The sequence below is a fragment of the Nocardioides sp. Root1257 genome (assembly GCF_001425175.1).
Lineage (GTDB): Bacteria > Actinomycetota > Actinomycetes > Propionibacteriales > Nocardioidaceae > Nocardioides.
Genome location: NZ_LMDV01000008.1, coordinates 931,973 through 956,464, shown reverse-complemented (window position 1 = coordinate 956,464; position 24,492 = coordinate 931,973). Strand labels below are relative to the sequence as shown.

The 24,492-nt window shown below is 72.7% G+C and carries 24 protein-coding genes; 10 read left to right on the top strand and 14 right to left on the bottom strand.

All coding sequences use genetic code 11. The features are described 5' to 3' along the window. Positions 1 to 2: 2 nt before the first annotated feature. Complete coding sequence (locus ASC77_RS12610) at positions 3 to 1,358, bottom strand: threonine/serine ThrE exporter family protein (protein WP_082574743.1); 1,356 nt, start codon at positions 1,356 to 1,358, stop codon at positions 3 to 5. Positions 1,359 to 1,396: 38 nt separating this feature from the next. On the opposite strand from ASC77_RS12610, the gene ASC77_RS12605 reads away from it, so the two are divergent. Together ASC77_RS12605 and ASC77_RS12600 are read left to right on the top strand one after the other, a co-directional pair. Then, positions 1,397 to 1,936 carry a DUF402 domain-containing protein gene (locus ASC77_RS12605; protein WP_056153004.1) on the top strand — a complete coding sequence of 180 codons (540 nt, stop codon included), beginning with the start codon at positions 1,397 to 1,399 and terminating at the stop codon, positions 1,934 to 1,936. 20 nt (positions 1,937 to 1,956) lie between these two features. Beyond that, positions 1,957 to 3,084, top strand: a complete 1,128-nt coding sequence (locus ASC77_RS12600) for a glutamate--cysteine ligase (RefSeq protein ID WP_082574665.1) — start codon at positions 1,957 to 1,959, stop codon at positions 3,082 to 3,084. Here the strand turns inward: ASC77_RS12600 and ASC77_RS12595 are convergent, their stop codons facing one another. The 5 genes from ASC77_RS12595 to ASC77_RS12575 form a co-directional block, all read right to left on the bottom strand. After that, positions 3,085 to 4,173, bottom strand: a complete 1,089-nt coding sequence (locus ASC77_RS12595; RefSeq protein ID WP_056153002.1) for a DNA polymerase IV — start codon at positions 4,171 to 4,173, stop codon at positions 3,085 to 3,087. Further along, complete coding sequence (locus ASC77_RS12590) at positions 4,170 to 5,270, bottom strand: FUSC family protein (protein ID WP_082574664.1); 1,101 nt, start codon at positions 5,268 to 5,270, stop codon at positions 4,170 to 4,172. Before ASC77_RS12590 ends, ASC77_RS12595 begins: the two co-directional genes overlap by 4 nt. Before the next feature lie 25 nt (positions 5,271 to 5,295). After that, positions 5,296 to 5,625: a hypothetical protein gene (locus ASC77_RS12585; RefSeq protein ID WP_200944973.1), complete on the bottom strand. Its 330-nt coding sequence runs from the start codon at positions 5,623 to 5,625 to the stop codon at positions 5,296 to 5,298. Positions 5,626 to 5,774: 149 nt separating this feature from the next. Next, a complete protein-coding gene (locus ASC77_RS12580) occupies positions 5,775 to 6,428 on the bottom strand; it encodes an HNH endonuclease family protein (protein WP_056154104.1) in 654 nt (217 codons plus the stop codon). A 101-nt stretch (positions 6,429 to 6,529) separates the two neighbouring features. Further along, positions 6,530 to 8,407: a hypothetical protein gene (locus ASC77_RS12575; RefSeq protein ID WP_056152999.1), complete on the bottom strand. Its 1,878-nt coding sequence runs from the start codon at positions 8,405 to 8,407 to the stop codon at positions 6,530 to 6,532. Between the two features lie 143 nt (positions 8,408 to 8,550). On the opposite strand from ASC77_RS12575, the gene ASC77_RS12570 reads away from it, so the two are divergent. Next, entirely contained in the window at positions 8,551 to 9,894 is a 1,344-nt protein-coding gene (locus ASC77_RS12570; RefSeq protein ID WP_056793431.1) for a serine/threonine-protein kinase, read from the top strand. An 88-nt stretch (positions 9,895 to 9,982) separates the two neighbouring features. Then, complete coding sequence (locus tag ASC77_RS12565) at positions 9,983 to 11,392, top strand: WS/DGAT/MGAT family O-acyltransferase (RefSeq protein ID WP_056152994.1); 1,410 nt, start codon at positions 9,983 to 9,985, stop codon at positions 11,390 to 11,392. Here ASC77_RS12565 and ASC77_RS12560 read toward each other — a convergent pair. Next, a complete protein-coding gene (locus tag ASC77_RS12560; protein WP_056152991.1) occupies positions 11,336 to 12,226 on the bottom strand; it encodes an EamA family transporter in 891 nt (296 codons plus the stop codon). The genes ASC77_RS12565 and ASC77_RS12560 overlap by 57 nt on opposite strands. An 83-nt stretch (positions 12,227 to 12,309) precedes the next feature. On the opposite strand from ASC77_RS12560, the gene ASC77_RS12555 reads away from it, so the two are divergent. After that, the gene (locus tag ASC77_RS12555) at positions 12,310 to 13,179 is read left to right on the top strand and encodes a LysR family transcriptional regulator (RefSeq protein ID WP_056152989.1); all 870 of its coding nucleotides are present in this window, start codon (positions 12,310 to 12,312) and stop codon (positions 13,177 to 13,179) included. On the opposite strand, the gene ASC77_RS12550 is transcribed toward ASC77_RS12555, so the two are convergent. Then, positions 13,160 to 14,356 (bottom strand): site-specific DNA-methyltransferase, encoded by a 1,197-nt coding sequence (locus ASC77_RS12550; RefSeq protein WP_056152986.1) that lies wholly within the window; start codon positions 14,354 to 14,356, stop codon positions 13,160 to 13,162. The two genes, ASC77_RS12555 and ASC77_RS12550, sit on opposite strands and share 20 nt — an antisense overlap. Positions 14,357 to 14,426: 70 nt before the next feature. Between ASC77_RS12550 and ASC77_RS27440 the strand changes: the two genes are divergently transcribed. Continuing rightward, positions 14,427 to 15,656, top strand: coding sequence for a phosphodiester glycosidase family protein (locus ASC77_RS27440; RefSeq protein ID WP_056152983.1), 1,230 nt, complete (start codon positions 14,427 to 14,429; stop codon positions 15,654 to 15,656). A gap of 9 nt (positions 15,657 to 15,665) precedes the next feature. Here the strand turns inward: ASC77_RS27440 and ASC77_RS12540 are convergent, their stop codons facing one another. Next, positions 15,666 to 16,103, bottom strand: coding sequence for a hypothetical protein (locus ASC77_RS12540; RefSeq protein WP_156391056.1), 438 nt, complete (start codon positions 16,101 to 16,103; stop codon positions 15,666 to 15,668). Positions 16,104 to 16,140: 37 nt separating this feature from the next. Between ASC77_RS12540 and ASC77_RS12535 the strand changes: the two genes are divergently transcribed. Both ASC77_RS12535 and ASC77_RS12530 read left to right on the top strand, forming a co-directional pair. Further along, positions 16,141 to 16,719, top strand: coding sequence for a mismatch-specific DNA-glycosylase (locus ASC77_RS12535; protein WP_056152977.1), 579 nt, complete (start codon positions 16,141 to 16,143; stop codon positions 16,717 to 16,719). 23 nt (positions 16,720 to 16,742) lie between these two features. After that, positions 16,743 to 17,651: an NAD-dependent epimerase/dehydratase family protein gene (locus ASC77_RS12530; RefSeq protein ID WP_056152973.1), complete on the top strand. Its 909-nt coding sequence runs from the start codon at positions 16,743 to 16,745 to the stop codon at positions 17,649 to 17,651. A gap of 8 nt (positions 17,652 to 17,659) precedes the next feature. On the opposite strand, the gene glgC is transcribed toward ASC77_RS12530, so the two are convergent. After that, positions 17,660 to 18,901, bottom strand: a complete 1,242-nt coding sequence (glgC, locus tag ASC77_RS12525) for a glucose-1-phosphate adenylyltransferase (protein ID WP_056152970.1) — start codon at positions 18,899 to 18,901, stop codon at positions 17,660 to 17,662. 37 nt (positions 18,902 to 18,938) lie between these two features. On the opposite strand from glgC, the gene glgA reads away from it, so the two are divergent. Then, complete coding sequence (gene glgA, locus ASC77_RS12520; protein WP_056152967.1) at positions 18,939 to 20,126, top strand: glycogen synthase; 1,188 nt, start codon at positions 18,939 to 18,941, stop codon at positions 20,124 to 20,126. Between the two features lie 91 nt (positions 20,127 to 20,217). On the opposite strand, the gene ASC77_RS12515 is transcribed toward glgA, so the two are convergent. Beyond that, positions 20,218 to 21,486, bottom strand: coding sequence for an MFS transporter (locus tag ASC77_RS12515; RefSeq protein ID WP_056152964.1), 1,269 nt, complete (start codon positions 21,484 to 21,486; stop codon positions 20,218 to 20,220). Positions 21,487 to 21,515: 29 nt separating this feature from the next. On the opposite strand from ASC77_RS12515, the gene ASC77_RS12510 reads away from it, so the two are divergent. Next, positions 21,516 to 22,184 (top strand): hypothetical protein, encoded by a 669-nt coding sequence (locus tag ASC77_RS12510; RefSeq protein WP_056152961.1) that lies wholly within the window; start codon positions 21,516 to 21,518, stop codon positions 22,182 to 22,184. Here ASC77_RS12510 and ASC77_RS12505 read toward each other — a convergent pair. From ASC77_RS12505 to ASC77_RS12495, 3 genes are read right to left on the bottom strand one after another with little or no spacing between them, the layout of a single operon-like run. Next, the gene (locus ASC77_RS12505) at positions 22,169 to 22,549 is read right to left on the bottom strand and encodes a DUF427 domain-containing protein (RefSeq protein WP_056152958.1); all 381 of its coding nucleotides are present in this window, start codon (positions 22,547 to 22,549) and stop codon (positions 22,169 to 22,171) included. The genes ASC77_RS12510 and ASC77_RS12505 overlap by 16 nt on opposite strands. Positions 22,550 to 22,596: 47 nt before the next feature. After that, on the bottom strand, positions 22,597 to 23,988 hold the full coding sequence (locus ASC77_RS12500) for a GntP family permease (RefSeq protein ID WP_056154100.1): 1,392 nt from the start codon (positions 23,986 to 23,988) through the stop codon (positions 22,597 to 22,599). After that, positions 23,988 to 24,485: a gluconokinase gene (locus tag ASC77_RS12495; protein ID WP_056154097.1), complete on the bottom strand. Its 498-nt coding sequence runs from the start codon at positions 24,483 to 24,485 to the stop codon at positions 23,988 to 23,990. The genes ASC77_RS12500 and ASC77_RS12495 overlap by 1 nt, the downstream gene beginning before the upstream one ends. Between the last annotated feature and the right edge of the window lie 7 nt (positions 24,486 to 24,492).

The following is a 24,492-nucleotide window of genomic DNA, read 5'->3' as shown; positions in this document are numbered from 1 at the left end:
GCTCACCCGTCCTGGCGCTCGCGCCGTTCGCGTCGGTTGGCCCGGGTCGGTCGCGCCCGCAGCGGTCCCACGAGGCGCGGGCCGGCCAGTCGGTTCTCCAGCTTGCGCGCCTCGCGGCGCAGCGGTTGGGCGACGAACTCACCCAGGATCACGCCCGAGGCCAGCGCCAGCGCGATGGACGCGGCCGTGATGATCGCGAGAAGCCCCTCCGAGGCCTGGTCGCCGCCCTCCGTCAGCAGCGTCAGGCCGCGGTAGATCGACAGACCGGGAAGCATCGGCACGACCGCCGGGACCACCAGCACCAGCGGCGGCACCCGGAGCCGCGCGGCGAGCTGGTAGGCGACCAGGCCGACGAAGAACGCCGCCGTCGCGATCGGCCAGGTGCGTCCGAACCCGGTGGCGTTGCCGGACTGGGAGATGACCATGGCGACGGCCGCAACCCCACCGATCACGACCAGCGAACGACGGGGCGCGTACGCCGCGAACGCGAAGGATGCCGCACAGACCGCGGCGCCCGCCGCCATCAGGGAGACGCCCTTGAGGTCGGCCCCGGTGCCGGGGTCGAGCCGGCCGACCGCGACCCCGAAGTAGTCGCCGATCTGGAGGCCGCCGCTGACCCCGGCGATGATGCCGGCGGTCGCAAGCAGCGCCTCGGTCAACCGGGCCCCGGCTGTCACGTGGAAGCCGGACAGCGCGTCCTGCAGGGCGCCCATGAAGCCGATGCCGGCGAGCAGCATGACGATGTTGGCGCTGACCACCAGTGACAGGTCGAGGTCGACCGGAGGCAGCGCGGCGACTCCCACCGCGATCAGCGTGGCGACGCCGCCGCCGGCGACCTGCCGGTAGAAGAACGGCACGCGCCGCCGGGCCAGCATCATCTGCACCCGGTCGATGCAGACGGCGGCGACGAACGCGATCGCCACGACGATCGCGTCACCACCGAGCTGCAGGCCGACGCCGGCGCACATCGCGCCCCACCCGAGGGTCACCGCCCAGCGCGGCAGCGTGTGGCCCGACGAGACGATCCGGGCCAGCCGGGTGCGGGCCTCCTTGAGGTCGCACTCCCCGTTCAGCACGTCGCGCATCAGGTGGTCGACCTGGGTGAGGTGCTCGTAGTCGATGTCGCGCTGCTTGACCTGCCGGATCAGCACGAACGCCGGCTCCTCGGGGTCGGCCTGGTAGCTCATCGACAGGGACGTGAAGGTGACGTCCACCTCCGGGTTGCGGGCACCCAGCTGCCACGACAGCGACTGCATCGCCGAGGTGACGTCCGCGGCGCCGGCGCCCGAGGAGAGCAGGAGCTCGCCCACGCGCAGGCAGAAGTCGAGCGTCAGGTTGAGCTCGCGTGCCTCCAGCATGGCCGCCATGGTGGCAGTTCCCTGGTAGGAAGGTCGATGTGCCTGTCCTCCCCGGCGATGCCGTCCGCGTGGTGATGACGAAGTGGGGTGAGCGGCCGCACTGGGAGTTCGACTGCCGGCTCCTCGGCACGGACGAGCACGGCGACTGGCTCGGGATCGCCGCCGGCACCCGGATGAGCCGGCCCGGGGCGACGTACGTCGCCCCGACGAACCAGGTCGGCCTGGTCCCGCCGCCCGGTCCGGAGGCTGAGCGCGGCTGGCTCGCCACGTTCCACGACGTCGGCGGACCGGTGCGCGTGTACGTCGACATCGCCACGCCCCCGGTGTGGGACGGCGCTGTCGTGCGGGCGGTCGACCTCGACCTCGACGTCGTGTGCGGCCCGACCGGGCGCGTCTGGATCGACGACGAGGACGAGTTCGCCGACCACCGGGTGCGGTTCGCCTATCCCGACGAGCTCGCCCGCGCGGCGATGGACTCCTGCGACCTCGTGCACGCAGCGGTCCGCGGCGAGCGCGCGCCGTACGACGGCAGCGCCGCTGCCTGGCTCGCCCGACTGGGGGACCTGCTCTCGCACTGAGCTGTGGAACGCTGTGCGGTGTGCGCATCGACTTCCACGGGTCCTCCGAGCCCACGCTCGGCGTCGAGTGGGAGCTGGCGCTGGTCGACCGGCGTACCCGCGACCTGCGCAACGACGCCACCCACCTCTTCGCGCGCGCCAAGCCGCGGCTGGCCGACCCGGGCAAGCTGCACAAGGAGCTGCTGCGCAACACCGTCGAGGTCGTCAGCGGCATCTGCCACACGGTCGGCGAGGCCATGGACGACGTCCGCGGCACCCTCGAGAGGGTCGTCCCGGCCGGCGACGAGCTCGACATCGACCTGTTCGGCGGCGGCACCCACCCCTTCGCGTCCTGGACCGTGCAGCAGCTGTCGGAGGGACATCGCTACGAGGAGCTGATCAACCGCACCCAGTGGTGGGGTCGCCAGATGCTGATCTGGGGCGTGCACGTGCACGTCGGCCTGCCCGCCCAGGAGCGGGTGATGCCGGTGCTCTCCGCGCTGCTCAACTACCACCCGCACCTCCAGGCGCTGTCGGCCTCGTCCCCGATCTGGGCCGGCGTTGACACCGGCTACGCGTCCAACCGGGCGCTGATGTTCCAGCAGCTGCCGACCGCGGGCCTGCCGTTCCAGTTCAGCGAGTGGTCGGAGTTCGAGTCGTTCGTCGGCGACCAGCTCACCACCGGGGTCATCGACGAGCTCAACGAGATCCGCTGGGACGTCCGTCCGGCCGCGCACCTCGGCACCCTCGAGAACCGCATCTGCGACGGCGTCTCCACGGTCTCCGAGCTCGCCGCGCTGACGGCGCTGACGCACTGCCTCGTGGTCGACCTCGACACCCGCCTCGCGAACGGCGAGCAGCTGCCCGTGCTGCCGCCCTGGCACGTCCAGGAGAACAAGTGGCGCGCCGCCCGCTACGGGCTCGACGCGATCGTCATCACCGACGCCGCGTCGAGCGAGCGGCTCGTCACCGACGACCTCGCCGACCTGGTCGAGCGGCTCGCTCCGGTCGCCGACCGCCTGGGCTGCTCGACCGAGCTGGCGTCGGTCCTCGACGTGCCGCGCCGGGGCGCGTCCTACCAGCGTCAGCGCGCGGTCGCCGCCGAGCACGAGGGCGACCTCGTCGCCGTCGTCGACTCCGTGGTGCGGGAGCTCCGCGAGAGCCTCTAGCTAGCGGGCGTAGCCACCGTCGGGCTCGACCATCTCGAGCCGAACCCCGAGGAGCCGGACCGGTCGGTCCTGGTCGACCCGGTCGAGCAGCGAGACGGCGGCCTCGGCGAGCACGTCGGGGTCGTTGGTGGCCTCGGGCAGGGTCAGGCTGCGGCTCAGCGTGATGAACGGCTTGAGCCGGATCTTCAGCCCGACCCGGGCGGCCGGGCGGCCCTCGCGGTCGATGTCCTCGACCGCCCGGCGGGTGATCCGGCGTACGGCGTCGGCCACCTCGGCCCAGTCCTCCAGGTCGACCTGGAAGGTCTCCTCGCGCCCGTGCGCCCGCGGCACCCAGGGCGTCGCATCGACCGGGCTCGAGTCCTCACCACGGCCGAGCCGGTGCAGCCACGGACCGGTCGACGGCCCGACCTCGGCCGCCAGGACCCGGACGTCCGAGCGCGCGAGCTGGGCGACGGTGTCGATGCCGAGCCCGGCGAGCCGGGCCGCGGTCTTGCGCCCGATCCCCCACAGCGCGGAGGTCGGCCGGTCCCCCATCACCTCGTCCCAGTTGTCGGCCGTCAGCTGCCAGATCCCGCGCGGCTTGCCGAAGTCGGTCGCGATCTTGGCCCGGAACTTGTTGTCGCCGATGCCGACCGAGCAGTGCAGGCCGCTGGCGGCCAGCACCTCGGCGTGAATGTGCTCCGCGAACGTCCGGGGGTCGCCGAGCTCTCCGTGACCCGGTCCGGCGGCCAGGAACGCCTCGTCCCACCCGAGCACCTCGACCACCACCGGCGCACCGCTCCACTCGAGCGAGCGCAGCGCGGACATCACCTGCTCGGAGGCCGCGTCGTACGCCTCCCGGTCGACGGGCAGGAAGACCGCGTCGGGGCACTTGCGCGCCGCCACCCGGAGCGGCATCCCCGAGCCGACGCCGAAGGCGCGGGCCTCGTACGACGCCGTCGACACCACCCCGCGCTCGGTCGGGTCGCCCCGGCCCCCCACGACCACCGGCAGGCCCGCCAGCTCCGGGTGCCGCAGCACCTCCACCGCCGCCAGGAACTGGTCGAGGTCCACGTGCAGCACCCACCGCCGAGCTTCGGGTGTGCTCATCGCGGCGGTGGCGGGAGCGCGTCCGTCGACTCGAGCTGGCTGAGCCCGGCCACCATGAGCAGGTCGACGACGACGGAGCGGATCTGGGCCAGGACGGCCTCCGCCGCGAGCACGTCGGTCCGTTCCACGCGGCCCGTCGCGTCACCCACCGCCAGCAGGGCGTCCCGAGCCGCGACCGCCATCCGGTCCGAGGCGAGCTCCTCCGCGGCGACGTCGGCGGCGTCGGCGAGGTCGAGGGCGAGCAGGGAGTAGGAGCCCGGCACCGGACGCCGGTGGTAGGCCGCCACCGCCGTCTGCCGCACCAGCACGCGGGTGCTGCGCAGGGCCCGGTCGAGCGGGTCGACCAGGTCGACCATCTTGCGCAGGTCCCCCTTGTGCCGGACCCGGAAGGGTGATGACTCGACCACCGAGAGACCCTCGTCGGCTGCGTCCTTGAGCTCGCGGATCAGCGAGTCCGTCGTCCGCGCATCGGCCAGGAGGGCCATCGCGCGGTCGAGCTCCCCGTCGACCATCACCTCCCCCGCCGCCCGCAGCAGCTCCGAGATCTTGTGCATCACCACCGCCGCCTGCTCGCGAGGGCGGCGCAGCGGTGCAGCCGGGACGACCGTCGCGGCCACCAGGGCGACCAGGCCGCCGACGACCGCGTCGGTCCATCGCGTGAACGCCTGATCGGGATCGGCGACCAGGCCGGCGATCACGATCGACTGCACGGCTGCCTGGGTGACGAAGAGCTGGCCGCCGTCGAGCAGGAACGCCGCCGACATCGCCAGGGCGACGATCAGGGCGATCTGCCAGCCGCCCGACCCGAGCCACGCGACCAGCAGGTCGGCGAGGAAGACGCCCACGGCGACCCCGATGGTGACCTCGGCGACCCGGCGCAGCCGCTGCCCGTAGGAGGTGCCGAGGGCGACCACGGCGGCGACCGGGGCGAAGAACGGGGTCTGGTGACCGAGCAGGTCGGCGGCCACGAACCAGGCGACGCCCGCGGCGACCGCACACTGGCCGATCTGCCAGCGCTTGGACTCCCACCGCTTGACCCGCGCCCGGACCGACGTGCGGCCCACGTGCCACATCCGATCGAGCGGTCCGGCCTCCACGAGGCCGATCCTGCCATGGCGCGGCCTACCGGGAGTGCGCCCAGTCGAGCGCCTGCTGGAGATCGGCGAGGTCGCGGTACCAGGTGCGCACCTCGACCCGGCAGCGCACCCGGGCGACCCGGGTGTCGTACTCACCGCACTCCGCACGCGCCTCGGAGTCGGTCGGCGGGTAGAGCGCGGTCCCGTCGTAGTGACGGATCTCGAAGCCGTTGGCGGCGTCGCCGGTGACCTCGACGACCGTGTCGCCGGGCGGGGCCGCGACGCCCGGCGGGCCGGCGGCGAGCGCGGCCACGCCGGTGCCGCAGCCCAGGAGGGCGACGACGGAGGCGACGATCAGGACGGTCAGGTGTCTCATGGTGCTCCCGAGAGGTCGGGCACCGGCCGATCCGGTGCGCCGCTGACGCTAGGAGCGGGTGAGGACATCGGGAGCGACGACGACGGGCTCCTGTGGAGGCGGGCGTCGGAGACCGCCCTGTGGACGGAAGGTGGCGCGCAGTCGGCCGGCTACGACACCGTCTCGACCGTGATCGTCACGTCGCTGCAGCCCGCGGCGAGCGAGGTCAGGGCGCTCTTCTCGGCGCTGTCGACGCTGAGCGCCCATCGGTGCTTCACGGCGACCCACTCCCGCAGGTAGCGGCACTGCTGCTGGGCGGGCAGCCACTCGGCCGGGTCCTGGTCGCTCTTCGTCTGGTTCACCGAGTCGGTGACCGCCACGAGCGTGCGGTAGTCGCCCAGGTCGTTGGCGTACGACGTCCGCTTCGCGCTCGACCAGCTGCGAGCACCGGAGTCCCAGGCCTCGGCCAGCGGCACCATGTGGTCGATGTCCAGGTCCGCCGGCGCGTACTGCGAGACGCCGTCGTAGTAGGAGAACCAGCGTCCGCCCGTCAGCGCGCAGCCCGAGCCGACGCTCGGCGCCTCCTCCGCCTCGGCGATCAGCACCTCGTTGCGGGTGTTGCACCCGTCGCCGTCGGCGTCGGTCCAGAGCGTGAAGAGGTCGCGGTCGTAGCCGGTGCGCACCTCACTCGCGACCGGCAGCGAGGCGACGGCCTGGCTCAGCGGGGCGGAGTACGTCGCGGCGTGGGCAGCGGACGGAACGCCCACGACCGCGCCGGAGGCGAGCACGGCGCAGACAGCGGACAAGAGCAGACGACGAGCCATGGGATCTCCCGAGATGAGGCCGAGGTTGGTCACCTCGACCCCATCCCGGGAGCCGGTCTCACCGCAACGGTGAAACCCCTTGCATCAGGAGGTCGGGCCGGTCACCGCTGCGGGTTGGTCGGCGGGATGACCCCGTCGATGAGCACCAGGCGTCCCTTCGAGACGACCCGGATCTGCAGGATGCGGTCGCGGTTGCCCAGGTCGGGCCGGCTGGCCGGCAGCGCGACCTCACGCATCGCGGCGCCCGCCGTGCTCAGGGTCCGCACGTGCTGACCGGAGAGCAGGATCTCGACCGTCCCACCGCGGGGGAACCGACGGAAGAGGAGCTTCACGCTGTTGAACGGGTAGTTGCTGTACGCCAGCTTCGCCCCGCGCTGCTTGGTGCGCATCAGAGTGCTCCGGTAGCTCTTGGCGTCGCTGACCGCCTCCCACCCGGTGGAGCGGCGCAGGTCGCGGTCGTCCAGCGGGGCCGTCGTGCAGTGCTCGTCGGCGCCCGACTCGGCGTTGCCGACTGCGTCGGTGGCGAACACCCGGTAGCACCGCGTGGCTCCCCGCGCGACCCGGAGCTTGCGCTCGGTCGCGGTCGTGGCCGCCGACGCGTCGCGCCAGCTCAGCCGACCGCTGTCGTCGCGGGGACCGACGTCGGCGACCTGGAGCCGGTACGACGCGACCGCGCTCCAGTCGTCGACGGCCGACCACGTCGCGGGCAGCACGTTGTCCAGGGCCACGGCGGTCGAGCCCTGCGACGTCGTCACCGGTGCGGTGTGGTCGTTGACGCTGATCCGGATGTCGTCACCGGCACCCGTCCAGGCAGTCGGGGACGACTCGTCCGCGAGGCGCCCCAGGCGGGCGTCGGCAGCGTCGGCGACGGTGCCGAGGTCGGTCACCGCACCCCAGGCGCCGGCAGAGCCGGGAGCACGGAACGCCCCCTGCATCGTGCAGCCGGTCGTGTCCGGGCGGCACCAGGACGCGAGCTGACCGGTGTAGCCGGAGCCCGAGGAGTACGTGTCGGGCGCGAGCGAGCCCGATCCGGTCGCCAGTGTGGCCGCGGCGGCCCACTTGCCACCGCGCGCCGGCGCGGTGGAGGACCGCACCGACCAGGTGCCGCCGTCCTGCTCGCGCCAGACGAGCACGCGGCCGCCGTTGGCGAACCGACCGACCGACGGGTCCGCCGCCGCACCCGGTCCGCCCGGCACGTCCACCGCGGTCCAGGCCACGCCGTCGGACGCGACCTGGGCGGCGCGCACTCGTGCCGGCGTCGCGCCGGTCGTCTGGACCCAGGTCAGGTCGCCGGAGCTGCTGAAGTCGAGGTCGGCGTACGTCGACCCGGTGTCCCCGAGCAGCGCGGGCTGGCCGTTCCAGTGCTCGGTGAAGAGCTGCTGGGCGCCGCCTGCTGCCTCCTCGACCCAGGCCAGCTGGCCGTGGTCACCGGGGGCGAACCCACCGACGACCTCGCGGTAGGTCACCGCGGCGGCCGGGCGCACGACCTGCAGGGTCGAGCCGTTCTGGGCGACGATCCGCTGCTGCCCACCCCCGAGGTCCTCGGCCCACGTGGGCAGGTCGCCGAAGGAGGCGAGCGTCCCCGGCACGTACGACGCCGTCATCTCGGTGGGAGCCGTCGGCGCGAGGGTCGACGGGTCCAGCGTCACCCTCCGCAGCGACGTGCCGACGCGGAAGTAGACGGTCGAGCCGTCCGTCATCTCGATGCGAGGCGTGGCGCCCGGGCTCGCGAGCACGATGGGGGCGGACCAGGCCTCGCCCGGCTTGCGGACCGCCTCGACGACGTCGTCGTTCGCGGTGTCGACCCAGGCCAGGCTGGTCCCGGACGCGTGCAGCTGGCGGACCTGGTCGCCGGTGCCGACGATGTCGGGCGTGTCCACCCAGGTCGGCGCGGCCGACGCCGGAGGTGTGAATGCCAGGAGCGTCGCGGCGAGCGCGACGGTGGTGAGGACGGCGGTGCGTGACGTCCGTGGACGCATGGATCTCCCCCGAGGGTCAGGTCCCACCGTGACTGGTGGGACGCATGGGCACTACCTCCCTCAGCGTTCACGGCCGCCACAGCGTTACACCCCTGCGGGTCGTTCGGCGCGCCCGCCGAGTGGGTACACGGCCAGACGTGACGATGCGCGCGCCCGGAGACCTGCTGGACGGCAGGTACGAGCTGACCGACCACATCGGGTCGGGCGGCATGGGTGCCGTCTACCGCGCCCACGACCTCCGCCTGGATCGGACGGTCGCCGTCAAGCTGCTCCACCAGGGTCGCGAGGTCGACGACGTCACCCGCGCCCGACTCCAGGCCGAGGCCCGGTTCGCGGGTGCACTGCAGCATCCCGGCATCGTCCAGGTCTTCGACTACGGCGAGGAGCCCGGCGAGGGCGGCCCGACGCCGTACGTCGTCATGCAGTACGTCGAGGGCACGCCGCTCTCCGGGGTGCTGCGCGAGCGGGGCTCGCTGCCCGCCGCGACGGTCGGCGCGCTCCTCGACGACGTCGCGCAGGCGCTCGTCGTCGCCCACGCGGCGGGCATCGTGCACCGCGACCTCAAGCCGTCGAACATCCTCGTCACCAGCAGCGGCCGGGCCGTGCTGGTCGACTTCGGGGTCGCCCGCTCCGACACCATGGAGCCGCTGACCGAGACCGGCCAGATCATCGGGTCGGCCGACTACCTCAGCCCCGAGCAGGTGCGCGGGCAACGGGCCACCGCCGCCTCCGACATCTTTGCGCTCGGCATCGTCGCCCACCAGTGCCTGAGCGCGACGTCGCCGTTCCGGCGCGAGACCCAGGCGGCGACCCTGCTCGCCCGCCTCCACGACGAGCCGCCGCCGCTGGGTGCCGAGGTGCCCGCCCCGCTGCGGATGCTGGTCACCCGGATGATGGCCACGGAGCCCGCCGACCGCCCGACGGCGGCGGAGGTCACTGCGGCCGTTGCGACGTTGGACCAGGAGCCGACGGTCCTGCTGTCGGCCCCGACGACACCGCGACGGTGGGACCGGCGTCGTCTCGCCGGGATCGCCGCGGCAGCAGTCCTCCTCCTCACGGTCGGCGGGGTCGCCGCCGTCCTCACGGGCGACCCGACGACCCCGACCGCCGCGTCCGCCGACCTCGCCGTGCCGTCCGTGCGCGGCGAGCAGGTCGCTGCCGCCACGCGGAAGCTCGAGGCCGCGGGCTTCACCGTCGTACGCCGTCCCGTGGAGGGGACCGCCGCTCGCGGTGTCGTGCTGCGCCAGTCCCCCGGACCCGGCTCGTACGACGGCGCCGACCCTCCCACGGTCGTGCTGCGCGTCTCCACGGGACCGGTCGCGACCACGCCGACGCCGTCCCCGACCGTCGCCGTGACCACTCCTCCTCCGCCCAGCACCCAGCACCCCGCCCCGAAGCCGAAGGCGCACCCGAAGGGCCCGAAGCCGCCGAAGGCCCACGGCCCCCAGAAGGCGAAGGGCCACAAGCCGGGCAAGACGAAGCCCTGAGGCAGGCGCACGACCAGAACGCGCTACCTCCTTGTGGCGACGGTCACGGCACGCCACACTCGACGCCACACCAAACGTGAGGGGCGACGTGGGCTCGCTGATCGATCCGACGGGGACGGCATTCCTCCTCGTCGAGAACCGCTCGATGCCGATGCACGTCGGCGGGCTCCAGCTCTTCGAGAAGCCCGAGGGCGCGGGGCGCGGCTACGGACGCGAGATGTACGACTCGATGCGCGACGTCGACGAGATCGCGCCGCTCTTCCTCAAGCGGCCGCACCGCTCCCTCTCGACCGCTGCCCAGCTGACCTGGGTGGAGGACGAGCAGTTCGACATCGACCACCACATCCGGCACAGCGCGCTGCCGCAGCCGGGCCGGATCCGTGAGCTGCTCGACCTGAGCGGCCGCCTGCACGGGACCCGGCTCGCGTGGGAGCGCCCGCTGTGGGAGGCGCACGTGATCGAGGGCCTGCGCGACGGACGGGTGGCGCTCTACACGAAGGTCCACCACGCCCTGGTCGACGGCGTCTCGGCGATGCGGCTGGTGCAGAGCACGCTGACCCCCGACCCCGACCTGCGCGAGATGCCGCCCCCGTGGGACGCGCGCACCCGGCGCGACCGCCCGCGCACGCCGAAGCCGGACACGGAGAGCGGCGGCCTCACCGAGATCCCCACCCAGGCGCTGCGCTCCGCACTCGGCATCACCGCCGAGGCCGCCGGCATGCCGGGCGCGCTCATCAAGACGATCACCAAGGGCGTGCGCAACGAGACGTCGGCGCTCTCGCTCTACGCACCGCGCACGATCTTCAACCAGAAGATCACCGGCTCCCGCCGCTTCGCCGCGCAGGACTGGCCGATCGCCCGCCTGCAGGCCATCGGCAAGGCGACCGGCACCACCATCAACGACGTCGTGCTGGCGATGTGCGGCGGCGCCGTACGCCGCTACCTGCTGGAGCTCGACGCCCTCCCGGAGACCTCGCTCGTCGCGATGGTGCCGATCGGCCTGAAGGCCAAGGAGTCCCACATCGCCTCGACCGAGGGCGGCAACGCCGTCGGCTCGGTGATGTGCCAGCTCGGCACCGACCTCGAGGACCCGGCCGACCGGCTCACCGTCATCCACGCCGCCATGCTCGACGGCAAGGAGGCGCTGTCCACGATGACGCCCCTGCAGATCATGGCGATGAGCGCGCTCGGCCAGGCACCGGCGATCGCCGCGCCGATGCTGCGGATGTCGGGGCTCGTGCGGCCGCCGTACAACCTGATCATCAGCAACGTCCCGGGACCGCGCGCGACGCAGTACTGGAACGGCGCCAAGCTGGTCGGGCACTACCCGCTGTCGATCCCGATCAACGGGATGGCGCTCAACATCACCTGCATCTCGTACGACGGCAACCTGGGCTTCGGGCTGATCGGCTGCCGCCGGACCGTGCCGCACCTGCAGCGGCTACTGATGCACCTGGACGACGAGGTCACGGCCCTCGAGCGCGCCGCCGGCGTCTGAGGCCTCCTCGCGCGACCCGCTGCGCTCGGCGCCGATGCCGGCGGCGACGACGAAGCCGACGCCCACGACGCCGAGCAGGTGCGGGACCTGTTGCAGCGCCACGAACCCGATGACCAGCGCGAACGCCGGCTCGAGGGCCATCAGCGTGCCGAAGGCGCCGGCGGTGAGCCGCCGCAGCGCGAGCAGCTCGAGGGTGAAGGGCACCACGGGCAGCAGGATCGCGAGGCCCAGGCCGGCCAGCAGCAGCTCGGGCGTCAGGCGCCCCACGACGCCCGGCCCGGCGACGACCGTTGCGACGAGCGCCGCGACCGGCATCGAGACCGCCAGTCCGGCGATGCCGCTGACCTGGTCCCCGACCCGCTGGGTCAGCAGGATGTACGCCGCCCAGCAGGCGGCCGCGCCCAGCGCGTAGGCGACGCCGACCGGGTCGGCGCTGCCCGCCCACGGCTCGGTCAGGCACAGCACGCCGACGGCGGCGAGCAGCGCCCACAGCCGGCCGGTCCCCCGGCTGCGCACGACCGCCACCCCGAGCGGCCCGAGGAACTCCAGCGCGCTGGCCGTGCCCAGCGGCAGCCGCGCGACCGCCGCCATGAAGAGCAGGGTCAGCCCGGCGGTGACCACGCCGAGCGCGATCCCCGCCCGCAGCGCCTCGCGGCTGAACGACGACGGTCGCGGCCGCACGATCAGCAGCATCAGCGCGCCGGCCCAGACCAGTCGGAGCCACGCGGCGCCCTCGGCACCGATCTGGTCGATCAGGCCGACCGAGACGGCCAGGCCGAGCTGGACGCACAACATCGAGATCATCGCCATCGAGGCGCCGCTCCTGGTGTTCATGTCGCCAGTAGAGACCGCACCGACCGTCCACGTCCACGTGACTTTGCTGGACAAACCGTTCACCAACCCTGAACGATGACCCGATGGACGTACGGCGCCTGCGGCTGCTCCTCGAGCTGTCCCGCCTGGGCTCCATGCACGAGGTGGCGGCCGAGCTCGGCACCACGACGTCCGCGGTGTCCCAGGGCATCGCCGCGCTCGCCCGCGAGGCGGGGACGCCCCTGGTCGAGCCGGACGGGCGTCGGGTCCGGCTCACCCCGGCCGGCCACCGGCTCGCCGAGCACGCGGTCACGATCCTCGCAGCCGTCGACGCGGCCCGGCTCGACCTCGACCCGGCCGCGAAGCCCGCCGGGGTGGTGCGGGTGGCGGGGTTCGCCACCGCGATCAGGCGCTCGCTGCTCCCGGCCATGGACGACCTGGCCCGGATCCACCCCGACATCGAGGTCCGGATCCACGAGCACGAGCCGACGGAGGCGTTCGACCTGCTCGGTCGCGACGACATCGACCTCGCGCTGACCTACGACTACACGCTCGCGCCGGCGTCGTGGCGCAGCGACCACCAGGTCGCCGAGCTCTGGAGCGTCGACTGGGGGCTCGGCGTGCCCGCGCGCGAGCGGCGGGCGGACTTCGCGTCGTACGCCCAGCGCGACTGGATCGTGAACTCCCGCAACACCGCCGACGAGGAGGTGCTGCGCACGCTCGCCTCGATGGCCGGGTTCACCCCGCGCGTGGTGCACCGCATCGACGCGCTGGAGCTGGTCGACGACCTGATCGTCGACGGGCGCGGCATCGGTCTGCTCCCGCACGGGCGCGCCTCCCGCCGGGGCATCCGGGTGCTGCCTCTCCGGGACCCCCGCGTCACGATGCGGGCGTACGCCGTAACCCGCCGCGGCCGCGACCGGTGGCCCCCGCTCCGCGCGCTGCTCGACCGGCTCACGGCCGGGGAGGGCTGAGCTCCTCGTAGCCGCCGCCGACGGTGTCGGCGACGGCCTGGAGCCGGGCGCGGGTGATGTCGGCGACGGTGAGCAGCCCGGCGCTGTGGGCGTTGGAGCCCGGCCGGGTCGGCTCGGCCGAGTTGACGCTCACGCACCGGCGGGTGCCGCCATCGGCTGCGTTCTGCAGGGCGACGGCGTGCCCCGTGGTGCCGCTGCCGGCGAAGAAGTCGAGGACGAGCGCGTCGTCCGGCATGGTGCCGAGGATGCGGCGGACCAGCCCGGTCGGCTTCGGCGACTCGAAGACGTGGCCGACCAGCTCCTTGAGCTCGGCGACCGCGGTGTCGGTCGAGCCGACCTCCTCGGCCAGCCAGATCGTCCGCAGCTTCTTGCGCCGGCCGCCGGGGACGTCGCGCTGCAGCCAGTCGCGCTGGTAGACGTCGATACGGTCGCCGGCGCGCGCCTTCACCACCCGGCAGACCAGGTCGTCGGGGCGCTCGTCTATCAGCGGTCGGCTCCACCGCCACACCGCCGGCCGACCGTCACCGAACACCGGCTCGATCTCGACCGCGCCGTCGAAGGGCGCGGTGCTCACCCGACCGCTCCCGGGGTCGCCCCACAGCGCGAAGTGCAGGGTGCGCGCCGTCAGCGGGTTGAACTTCTTGTTGGTGTTGCGCAGCGGCAGGTGCCGGTAGCGCCGACCGTCCGGCGTGGTCAGCGGGAAGTCGCGCTCGTCGACGGCGTCCGGGCTGCTCGCGTCGAGGACCGTGCGCCGGGCGTCGCGGGCGTAGACGAGGACGTACTCGTGGTTGGTCGCGAAGCCCTTGCCGAGCTGGCGGCCCTTGGGGTTCAGGTTGACGACCACCTGGGCCAGCAGGTTCTCCTCGCCGAAGACCTCGTCCATCAGCAGGCGCAGGTGCGCGACCTCGTTGTCGTCGATGCTCACGAAGATCGCGCCGGTCTCGGCGAGCACGTCACGCGCGGCGCCCAGCCGAGGCCGCATCATCGCCACCCACGCCTGGTGCCGGCTGCGCCGCGAGCCGTCCGAGCGGAAGTCGTCGACGTACGCGAAGTCGTTGCCGGTGTTGTACGGCGGGTCGATGTAGACCAGGTCGACCGCGGCCCCCAGGAGCGCCGGCAGCGTGGGCAGGACGTCGAGGTTGTCGCCCTCGACGAACACGTTCTGCGCCTCGCCCACGAGCCGACACTAGAAGACACGCGGGGTGCCCGTGACCGAACCGCGCCGGAACCGACCTACCCTGGGGCGGGTGCGCACTCGGATCACTGCCCTCGTCGGAGTCCTGACCTGCGCCCTCGTGGCCGGCGCCCCCGCTCTCGCGGAGGACTCCTCCCCTGCTGCCCAGCAGCCGGCGAAGCACCAGCGCGTCCTGCACCCGAAGCACACGTCCGGCAACGAGCCCGGCTGGATCGCCCCCACCATCACCGGGCGCTGGGCGCCGGTGCGCCGGGAGGGCGACGTCACCCGCGAGGTCGTCCCGGGGGTCACCTACACGCAGTGGACCCAGACCGACGCGCGCGGCCCGATCCAGGCGCACCTGCTCACCGTGAACCCGCGGACCCCGGGCCTGCGGATCGACTACGCCGACACCGGCACGGTGAAGGGGGTCGCGACGGTCCCCGACATCCTGGCCGTCGACGGCGCCGTGGCAGGCGTCAACGGCGACTTCTACGACATCGGCCGCACCGGGGCGCCGCTCGGGCTCGGCAAGGATCTCAAGCACGGCGTCCTGCACGGTCGGACGAGCGGCTGGAACTCCGCCTTCTACCTCGACCACCGCGGCCGGCCCACGATCGGCGAGCTGCCTCTCGTGCTCCGCGTGCGCAAGCACCCCGAGATCACCCTCACCCACTACAACTCCCCCGTCGTCCCGGTCGGCGGCGTCGGCTTCTACACACCCCGCTGGGGCCTGACGTCCGGGTACGCCGTCACGCAGGGCCAGCGCAAGGGCGTCGTCGCCGTCTGGGTCAAGAACCACCGGGTCATCCGCAAGACGACGAAGCTCAAGCCCGGCAAGCCGCTGCGCGGCAGCATGCTGATCGGCCGCGGCGCCGGCGCACGACAGCTGAAGTCGCTGCGCATCGGCGACCGCGTCGTCGTCCGCGCGCGGCTCCAGGGTGACCCGCGGATGGCGATCACCGGCAACCACCTGCTCGTCGACGACGGCGTCGTCAACGTGGTCGACAACCGGGTGATGCACCCGCGCACGGCGGTGGGCATCGACCGCGACACCGGCGAGGTGCTGATCCTCGTCGTCGACGGCCGCAGCGCCGGCAGCCGGGGCTACACGATGCTCGAGCTGGCCAACCTGATGGTCGACCTGGGCGCCGACCAGGCCCTCAACCTCGACGGAGGCGGATCGTCGACGATGGTCGCCCGCGGCACCGCGGGGCGCAACCGGGTGGTCAACACGCCGTCCGACGGCTTCCTCAGGAGAGTCGCGAACGCCCTCGAGATCACCTACCGCGCACCGAAGTAGGCGCGCCCCTCACGACGGGATCAGCACCAGCGCGACCGTGGTGATCGGCGCGAAGCACTCCTTGGTCGGCGACGGCAGCACGGCCCGGAGCACGATGCCGTCGGCCGTGCCCGTGCCGACCACCTTCGTCGGCACCTCGCACCCGATGGCGACGACCGCCGCGGCCAGCTGCTGACCCCCGGGGACCTCGGCGCCCGCCACGGCGTTGACGATCTCCCCCTGCAGGTGATCGTTGCGGAACCTCTGCGCATACTCCTGCGCCGCCGCCTTGTCGGCGATGGGTGTCGGCTCCGTCGTCACCTCACCGCCGGCGGAGGTACCGGTCAGCAGCGCGACCTGTGTGACCTCGACCGACGGGTCGGCCTTCAGCCCGCCGTCGGTGTGGCCCTTCTCGCCGCAGCCGGCCAGGGTGAGCAGGAGCAGGAGGAGCCCGAGAGTTCGTCGCATGATCATGGGACGGTAGCCGCTGCCGTACGGTTCCGGGGTGCCCCGCTTCACCCGCGCCGAGCTGGAGTCCTACCGCGACGCCGAGGTCCCCGACCTGCTGCCCGGACCCGACGACCCGGCGCTGCGGCTGCTCTTCGTCGGCATCAACCCGGGGCTGTGGACCGCCGCGACACAGACCCACTTCGCGCACCCGGTCAACCGCTTCTACCCGGCGCTGCTCGAGGCCGGGATCATCACCGAGCCGATCAGCCCCTCGGCCGGCATGACCGACGCCGACCGCTCTCGGCTGCGCGCCCGCGGCATCGGCATCACCAACGTCGTGCGCCGGGCCACCGCGAAGGCCTCCGAGCTCTCCGACGACGAGCTCCGCGCCGGCGGGGTCCAGCTCGCCGCCACGGTCCGTCGTACGGCGCCCCGGGTGGTCGCGATCGCCGGCATCACGGCGTACCGGACGGCGTTCGGGCAACGCCGTGCCGTGCCCGGCCGGCAGCCGGACCCGTTCGAGGGCGCCGAGCTCTGGATCGTGCCGAACCCCAGCGGGCTCAACGCCCACGAGACGGTCGCGTCGCTGGCGACGGCGTACGCCGAGGCCGCGCGGGCGGCGGGCGTGGTCTAGGAGCGGCGTGCCAGGGTTGGGGCATGACTGATCCCGTCTCCGGCCCCGTCGTCATCACCGGCGCCAACGGCTTCGTCGGAGCCCGCGCGTGCGCCGCCGTCGTCGAGCGTGGCGCCACGGTCCGCGCGGTCGTACGACGTGCCGGCACCGCGCCCGTCCTGCCGGGCGTCGAGGAGCACGTCGGCGACTTCGGCGACACGATCTTCGCGGCGACCGTGCTGGCCGGCGCCGGCGCGGCCGTGACGACGGTGCACCCGATGGGCAGCGACCGGGCGACCCAGCAGCGGGTGGGCGTCGAGGCGACCGCCGCCTTCGCCCGTGCGGCCGCGAGCACGGGTGTCGACCGGCTCGTGCACGTGTCGACCGCCGCCGTCTACGACCGCTCACCGGCCGCCGGCGACGTCGACGAGTCGTCAGCGCTGGTCGGCGACGGCGGCAACGACTACGCGGTGACGAAGCGTGACACCGACGCGGCGATCGCCACGGTGGACGGGCTGACCCGGGTCCTGGTGCGGCCACCGGCGATCCTCGGCGCCGGGGACACCTCGGTGTGGAACACCCTCCGGCCGGACGAGATGCGCGACGACCCGACCGAGCGTCGTACCCCGCCGGAGGGCACCTTCGCGTGGGTGCACGTCGACGACCTCGCGGCCCTCCTCGCCGACCTCGCGACGGGACGGGTCGCGGACGCCGAGGACGCGGCCGCTGGGCCGGTCACGGGTGCCTGCACACCGGTCAACGTCGCCGCCGAGAGAGCTACGCAGCGCGACTACTACACCACCGTCACCGGCGCGCTCGGCGTCGAGCCGGAGTGGCTCGACACCCCCGCGTGGACCGGCAGGATCGTCGCTGACCGGGCCCGGTCCTGGGGCTGGACGCCTCGGATCGCGCTCGACGACGCCCTGGCCGAGATCCGCGCCGGCCTGGGCTGACGGATGGCCTAGAAGGTCTGGTCCTTGCCCAGCACGGTGAGACCGTCCTCGACCACGAACCCGCGGGCCCGGTCCTCCTCGGGGTCGACGCCGAGGCGCGCACCGGGCGGGACGACGACGTTCTTGTCGAGGATCGCGTTGCGCACGACGGCGCCGTCGCCGACCTGCACGCCGTTCATCAGCACCGAGCCGGTGACCTCGGCGCCGGCGCCGACCCGGACCGCCGGGGACAGCACCGAGCTCTGCACGCTGCCGCCGGTGACGACGACACCCGGCGACAGCACCGCCTCGTCGACGAACGGCTTCTCACCGGCCGCGCCCTTCACGAGCTTGGCCGGCGGCTGTGGGCCGTAGGACGTGTAGATCGGCCAGCTGAAGTTGTAGAGGTTGAAGACGGGCAGCGGCGAGACGACGTCCATGTGCGCGGCGTAGTAGGACCCGAGCGTCCCGACGTCGCGCCAGTAGCCGCGGTCGCGGTCGGTCGACCCCGGCACGTCGTTGTCCTTGTAGTCGTAGACCGCGGCCTGCTGGCGGCGTACGAACGACGGGACGATGTCGCCGCCCATGTCGTGCTTGGAGCCGATCTCGGTCGCGTCGCGAGTGACGGCCTCGACCAGCGCGTCGGCGTCGAAGACGTAGTTGCCCATCGAGGCGAGCACCTCACCGGGGCTGTCGGGCAGGCCGACCGGGTCGGTCGGCTTCTCGAGGAACTCGCGGATCTTCGACGGCTCGTCGGGGTGCACGTCGATGACGCCGAACTGGTCGGCCATCGCGATCGGCTGCCGGATCGCGGCGACCGTGCAGGCGGCGCCGCTGGCGACGTGCGCCTTCACCATCTGGTGGAAGTCCATCCGGTAGACGTGGTCGGCGCCGACCACGACGACGATGTCGGGCTTCTCGTCCTTGATCAGGTTGAGGGACTGGTAGATCGCGTCGGCGCTGCCGAGGTACCAGTGCTTCCCCACCCGCTGCTGCGCCGGCACGGGCGTGACGTAGTTGCCGAGCATGGTCGACATCCGCCAGGTCTGCGTGACGTGGCGGTCGAGGCTGTGCGACTTGTACTGCGTCAGCACGACCACCTGCAGGTAGCCGCTGTTGACCACGTTGGAGAGCGCGAAGTCGATCAGCCGGTAGATGCCCGCGAACGGCACGGCGGGCTTCGCGCGGTCGGCCGTCAGCGGCATCAGGCGCTTGCCCTCACCTCCCGCGAGGACGATCGCGAGGACCTTCTTCCGGGAGCTGGGAGGCATGTGCCCAACGTAGCCGCACCCGAGTAGGTTCGGCATCGTGCGAGTCGACGTCCTGTCCCGTGAATATCCGCCCGAGGTCTACGGCGGCGCCGGTGTGCACGTCGCGGAGCTGGTGCGAGCCCTCCGCGCCCGGTCCGACGTCGAGGCCCACGTGCACGCCTTCGGGGCGCTGCGCGACGAGCCGCTGACCTCGTCGTACGCCGACCTGGCCGAGCTGTCCGGCGCCAACGCGGCGCTGCGCACCCTCGGCGTCGACCTGGCGATCGCCGATGCGTGCGCCGGCACCGAGCTGGTGCACTCGCACACCTGGTACGCCAACTTCGCCGGCCACCTGGCCTCGCTGCTGCACGGCGTGCCGCACGTCGTCTCCGCGCACTCCCTCGAGCCGCTGCGACCGTGGAAGGCCGAGCAGCTCGGCGGCGGCTACGCGATCTCGTCGTACGTCGAGCGGACGTCGTACGAGGCGGCCGCCGCCGTCATCGCGGTCTCGGCAGCCATGCGCGACGACGTGCTGGCGTCGTACCCCGCGATCGACCCCGCGCGGGTGCACGTCGTCCACAACGGCATCGACACCGACGATTGGTCACCAACCACAGACCCCGACCGGGTGCGCGAGCTCGGGGTCGACCCGGACCGGCCGTCGGTGGTGTTCGTCGGCCGGATCACCCGGCAGAAGGGCCTGCCGCTCTTCCTGCGTGCCTGCGCCGAGCTGCCTCCGGAGGTGCAGATCGTGCTGTGCGCGGGCGCCCCCGACACCCCGGAGATCATGGCGGAGGTCGAGGGTCTCGTCGCGGGGCTGCAGGCCTCGCGCAACGGCGTCGTCTGGATCGCGGAGATGCTGCCGCGGCACGACGTGACCGCGCTGCTGACCGCCGCGACGGCGTTCGCCTGCCCCTCGATCTACGAGCCGCTCGGCATCGTCAACCTCGAGGCGATGGCCTGCGAGACCGCGGTCGTCGCCACCGCCACCGGCGGCATCCCCGAGGTCGTGGTGCACGGCTCGACCGGCCTCCTGGTGCCGATCCTCCAGGCCGGCGACGGCACCGGCACCCCCCTCGACCCGGACCAGTACGTCGCCGACTTCGCCGAGGCGCTGATCAAGGTCGTCTCCGACCCGGCCCGGGCCGCGGAAATGGGCCGTGCCGGCCGCGAGCGCGCGATCGCCGACTTCTCCTGGGACGCCATCGCCGAGCGCACCGTCGAGGTCTACCGCTCGGTGCTCTGAGGGGCGCTCGCCGGCCTCCGGCGCCGTACTCCGAGGGCACTTCGTCAACTTGTCGGGCCTTGCAGAGGCCCACAAGTTCAGGGATACCCGGTCAACCGGGTATCCCTGGGACAGCCCCACCCCGCCCCAACCCCCGCACCCCCGGCACGGCGACCACGCACAACGCCGCGGCGACGCCGAGCACCGTCATCAGCACGAGGGTGGGCTGCAGCCCCAGGGACGCGCTGACGGCGCCGGCGAGCAGGTTGCCGAGCGGGATCATGCCGGCGCTGGTCAGGTAGTCGTACGACGAGACCCGGGACAGTGCGGTCGACGGGATGTGCTCCCCCAGCGAGGTCTCCCACAGCGTGAAGGCTCCGGTGACGCAGATCCCGGCCAGCAGCTCGAGGGCCCCGATCCCCCACGTCCCGAGCCCGCTGCCGATGAACGCCGCCTGGCAGGAAGCGCCGACCAGCAGCACCGCGGCGACCCGCAGGGCGTACGTCGGGCGCCAGCGCAGCACGAGCAGGTCGCCGAGCACGGCGCCGACACCGAAGCACGCGGTGATGATCGCCCACGACCGGGCACCGTCGAGCTCCTCCTCCATCAGCACCGGGCCGATGACGAAGATCGCGGGCAGCACGACCACGTGGTAGGCCGCGAAGCCGCCCAGGAAGGCGAGCACCCACGACCGTGAGCGCACCTCCCCCCAGCCCTCTCGGAGCGAGGTCCAGAAGTGGTCGGTCGTCGCGACCGGGTCCTCGGCGGCCACGACAGCGTCCACGACCCGTGGCCGCAGCGGCAGCAGCAGCGCGATCGAGACCGCGAACGTCGCCGCGTCGAAGAGCAGCGCCCCGCCCGGGCCTCCGGCGAAGGCGATCAGCAGACCCGCGACGACCGGCCCGACGATCGAGCCGACCGAGTAGGTCAGCCCGCGCAGGGCGTTGGCGGGCTGGATGTTCGGCGCCGCGACCGTGGTCGGCAGCAGCCCGCTGAAGGCCGGCGCGAAGAAGGCGTCGGCGGCGCCGTACACAGCGGCCACCACCGCGAGGTGGGCGACCTGCGCGGTGTCGGTGAGCAGCAGCGCGGCGGCGACGACCTGGCAGAGGAGGCGTACGGCGTCCGACGCGACCAGGATCCGCTTGCGGTCCCACCGGTCGGCCCACACGCCCGCCGGAAGCGCGAGCACCACGAACGGCAGGAACTGCGCCGCCGACACCAGCGCCACCTCCGCGACGCCACCGCCGGTCGCGAGCACCGCGAAGGGCAGCGCCACCATCGTGACCCGGTCGCCGAGCACGGAGAGCACCTGGCTGCCGAAGAGGAGCCGGTACTGCGGCTCCTCGAGCAGCACCGCCGGCAGCCGGATCCCCCACGTCACGGCCGCAGGATGCCCTACCGTGTGGCCCCGTGACCAAGGTTATTTTCGCGGTGTGGGGCGACAACCTCGCGACGACGCTCCGGGACCCGGCCCTGCACGATCGGCTGGCAGCGGCCGGAGTACGCCGCCTCCAGGTCAACGTCGAGGACGAGCACGTCGCGGGAGCGATGCGCATCGACCACCTCGACGACCCGATCGCCGGCTTCGTGACCGTGTGGGACGCGGACCCCGAGCCGGTCGCCGAGGTGCTGCGCACGGTGACGACCGCGGTGCACGGCTACGCCGTCGACGAGCGCCGACGTCTCGACCCGCCCGAGGCCTGGGACGGCAGCCGGGCCGACGCGCTCGCCAACGTCGCGGTGCTGCGCCGCCCCGACGAGCTCGACCAGGCCGAGTGGCTCCGGATCTGGATGGTCGACCACACGGCGGTCGGCATCCGCACCCAAGCGACCTTCGGCTACCAGCAGAACATCGTGCTCGACCAGCTCACCGCCGACGCGCCCCGCATCGACGGCATTGTCGAGGAGCTCTTCCCGAGCGCCGCGGTGACCGACATCCACGCCTTCTACGGCAGCGGCGGGGACGACGCCGAGCTCGGCCGCCGGATCGACGTGCTGATGACCAGCGTCGCCCGGATCGGCGCCGACCGGCAGATCGACCTGGTGCCGACCAGCCGCTACCTCTACGAGCTGGGGTAGACCCGCACGTCGGCCACGTTCGGGTAGAACGCGACGTGGCCGGCGATCGGCGCGACCGCGTCGTACGGCGCCTCGTAGGTCCACACCGCGTTGTCGTGCACGGAGCCGTCCACCGCCAGGCTGTAGTAGGACGCGTCGCCCTTGTAGGGGCAGTACGTCGCATGGTCGGTGCGCTGCAGCACGGCGGGATCCACGTCGGCGAGCGGCACGTACTGGACCGCCGGGTAGGTCGCCTCCTGCAGCGTCAACGCCGACGTCGTGTCCGCGATCGTCTGCTCACCCAGGGTGACCACGACGCGGTCCGGGTTGGGCGTGATGGTGATCGGGTGGGAGTCATCGGGCACCAGCACCAGCTTCTCGCTCATACCGACCACAACACCACCCCGCCGGACAGGATTCCAGCGCGACGTCGCTAGACGAAGATCCCCAGGATCAGCACGACCACCAGGCCGGTCACGGACAGGACCGTCTCCATGATCGACCAGGTCTTCACGGTCTGCCCGACCGTCATCCCGAAGTACTCCTTGACCAGCCAGAAGCCCGCGTCGTTGACGTGCGAGAAGAAGAGCGAGCCGGCACCGACCGCGAGCACCACCAGCGAGGTCTCCCCCGTCGACAGGCCGTCCACCAGCGCGACCATCAGCGACGACGCGGTGATCGTGGCGATCGTGGCCGACCCGGTGGCGAGGCGGATCAGCACCGCCAGCACCCACGCGAGGAGCAGCACCGAGACGTTGGCGTCCTGGGCCCACTCCGCGAGCCGGGTGCCGATGCCCGTGTCGACGAGCACCTGCTTGAACCCACCGCCGGCCGCGACGATCACCAGGATCCCGGCGATCGGCGGCAGCGCGTCGGTGATCGTGTCCGAGATCGTCTGCTTGTCCATCTTGCTGCCGAGACCGAGGGTGAACATCGCGACGATCACGGCGATCAGTAGGGCCACGAACGGGTTGCCGATCACGTCGCCGACGCGTTGGACCATGTTGTGCTCGTCGTCGATGACGATGTCGACGATCGCCTTGCCGAGCATCAGCACGACCGGCAGCAGCACGGTCGCGATGGTGACGCCGAACGACGGGCGCGTGGAGTCGTCGCGCTCCTCGGTCTCCCAGGTCGTGGGCGCCTCGACGACGACCCAGCGGCCGGCGACGGCGCCGAACAGCGGGCCGGCCACGATGATCGTCGGGATCGCGACCAGGATGCCGAGCCCGAGCGTGACCCCGAGGTTGGCGCCCAGGAGGTCGATGGCGGTCACCGGACCCGGGTGCGGCGGGACGAAGCCGTGCATCGCCGAGAGGCCGGCGAGAGCCGGGATCCCGACCGTGATCAACGAGACCTGGGCCCGGCGGGACACGAGGTAGATGACCGGCATCAGCAGCACCAGCCCGATCTCGAAGAACATCGGCAGGCCGATGATCGCGCCGACCGCTGCCATCGCCCACGGAAGCATCCGCCCCGACGCGCGGCCGACGATGGTGTCGACGATCTGGTCGGCTCCTCCGGAGTCCGCGAGCAGCTTGGCGAACATCGCGCCCAGCACGATCAGGGCACCGACACCCGCGGCGGTGGTGCCGAAGCCGGTGGTGAACGACGTGAGCACGTCGTTGACGTCCTGACCGGCGAGGATGCCGACGGTCAGGGCGCCGAGCGTCAGCGCCAGGAACGGGTGCAGCTTGACCAGCGTGATCAGGACCACGATCACCGCGATGCCGACGAGGGCCGCGATGACCAGGTGCGCACCCCCGGCGACCGGTTTCACGAGGTCCGACGACGTCTCCAACGGCAGGACGGGCAGCACGGGCATCACGAGTCGGCTCGATTCACCAGGTCCACGTACCCCTGCACGATCGCGTCCACACTCTGGTCGACGTCCAGCACGAACCCGTCCTCGTCCGGCGAGAGCGCCTCGAGCGTCGCGAACTGCGAGTGCAGCAGCGACGCCGGCATGAAGTGACCCGGCCGGGCGGCCTGCCGGGCGGCGATCACCTCCGGCGTGCCCTCCAGGAGCAGGAATCGGGCGGTCGGGGCGATCCCTCGGATCTGGTCGCGGTACTTCCGCTTCAGCGCCGAGCAGCTCATCACCCCGCCGTCCTCGTGGACGGCGAGCCACTCCCCGACCAGCTCGAGCCACGGGTAGCGGTCGTGGTCGTCGAGGGCCTCCCCCCGACTCATCTTGGCGATGTTGGCGGACGGATGGAGGTCGTCGGCATCCTCGAACGGCACGCGGAACCGCTGCGCGATCGCCGCGCCGACCGTCGACTTGCCCGAGCCCGAGACACCCATCACCACGAGGGGACGCATGTCGAGC

Excerpts from the sequence above, each read along its gene's own strand:
- ASC77_RS12610 (WP_082574743.1), bottom strand. The coding sequence starts at position 1,358 with ATGCTGGAGGCACGCGAGCTCAACCTGACGCTCGACTTCTGCCTGCGC.
- ASC77_RS12595 (WP_056153002.1), bottom strand. The coding sequence starts at position 4,173 with ATGAGCACACCCGAAGCTCGGCGGTGGGTGCTGCACGTGGACCTCGAC.
- ASC77_RS12585 (WP_200944973.1), bottom strand. The coding sequence starts at position 5,625 with ATGAGACACCTGACCGTCCTGATCGTCGCCTCCGTCGTCGCCCTCCTG.
- ASC77_RS12580 (WP_056154104.1), bottom strand. The coding sequence starts at position 6,428 with ATGGCTCGTCGTCTGCTCTTGTCCGCTGTCTGCGCCGTGCTCGCCTCC.
- ASC77_RS12575 (WP_056152999.1), bottom strand. The coding sequence starts at position 8,407 with ATGCGTCCACGGACGTCACGCACCGCCGTCCTCACCACCGTCGCGCTC.
- ASC77_RS12570 (WP_056793431.1), top strand. The coding sequence starts at position 8,551 with ATGCGCGCGCCCGGAGACCTGCTGGACGGCAGGTACGAGCTGACCGAC.
- ASC77_RS12560 (WP_056152991.1), bottom strand. The coding sequence starts at position 12,226 with ATGAACACCAGGAGCGGCGCCTCGATGGCGATGATCTCGATGTTGTGC.
- ASC77_RS12555 (WP_056152989.1), top strand. The coding sequence starts at position 12,310 with ATGGACGTACGGCGCCTGCGGCTGCTCCTCGAGCTGTCCCGCCTGGGC.
- ASC77_RS12540 (WP_156391056.1), bottom strand. The coding sequence starts at position 16,103 with ATGCGACGAACTCTCGGGCTCCTCCTGCTCCTGCTCACCCTGGCCGGC.
- ASC77_RS12530 (WP_056152973.1), top strand. The coding sequence starts at position 16,743 with ATGACTGATCCCGTCTCCGGCCCCGTCGTCATCACCGGCGCCAACGGC.
- glgC (WP_056152970.1), bottom strand. The coding sequence starts at position 18,901 with ATGCCTCCCAGCTCCCGGAAGAAGGTCCTCGCGATCGTCCTCGCGGGA.
- ASC77_RS12505 (WP_056152958.1), bottom strand. The coding sequence starts at position 22,549 with ATGAGCGAGAAGCTGGTGCTGGTGCCCGATGACTCCCACCCGATCACC.
- ASC77_RS12500 (WP_056154100.1), bottom strand. The coding sequence starts at position 23,988 with ATGCCCGTGCTGCCCGTCCTGCCGTTGGAGACGTCGTCGGACCTCGTG.
- ASC77_RS12495 (WP_056154097.1), bottom strand. The coding sequence starts at position 24,485 with ATGCGTCCCCTCGTGGTGATGGGTGTCTCGGGCTCGGGCAAGTCGACG.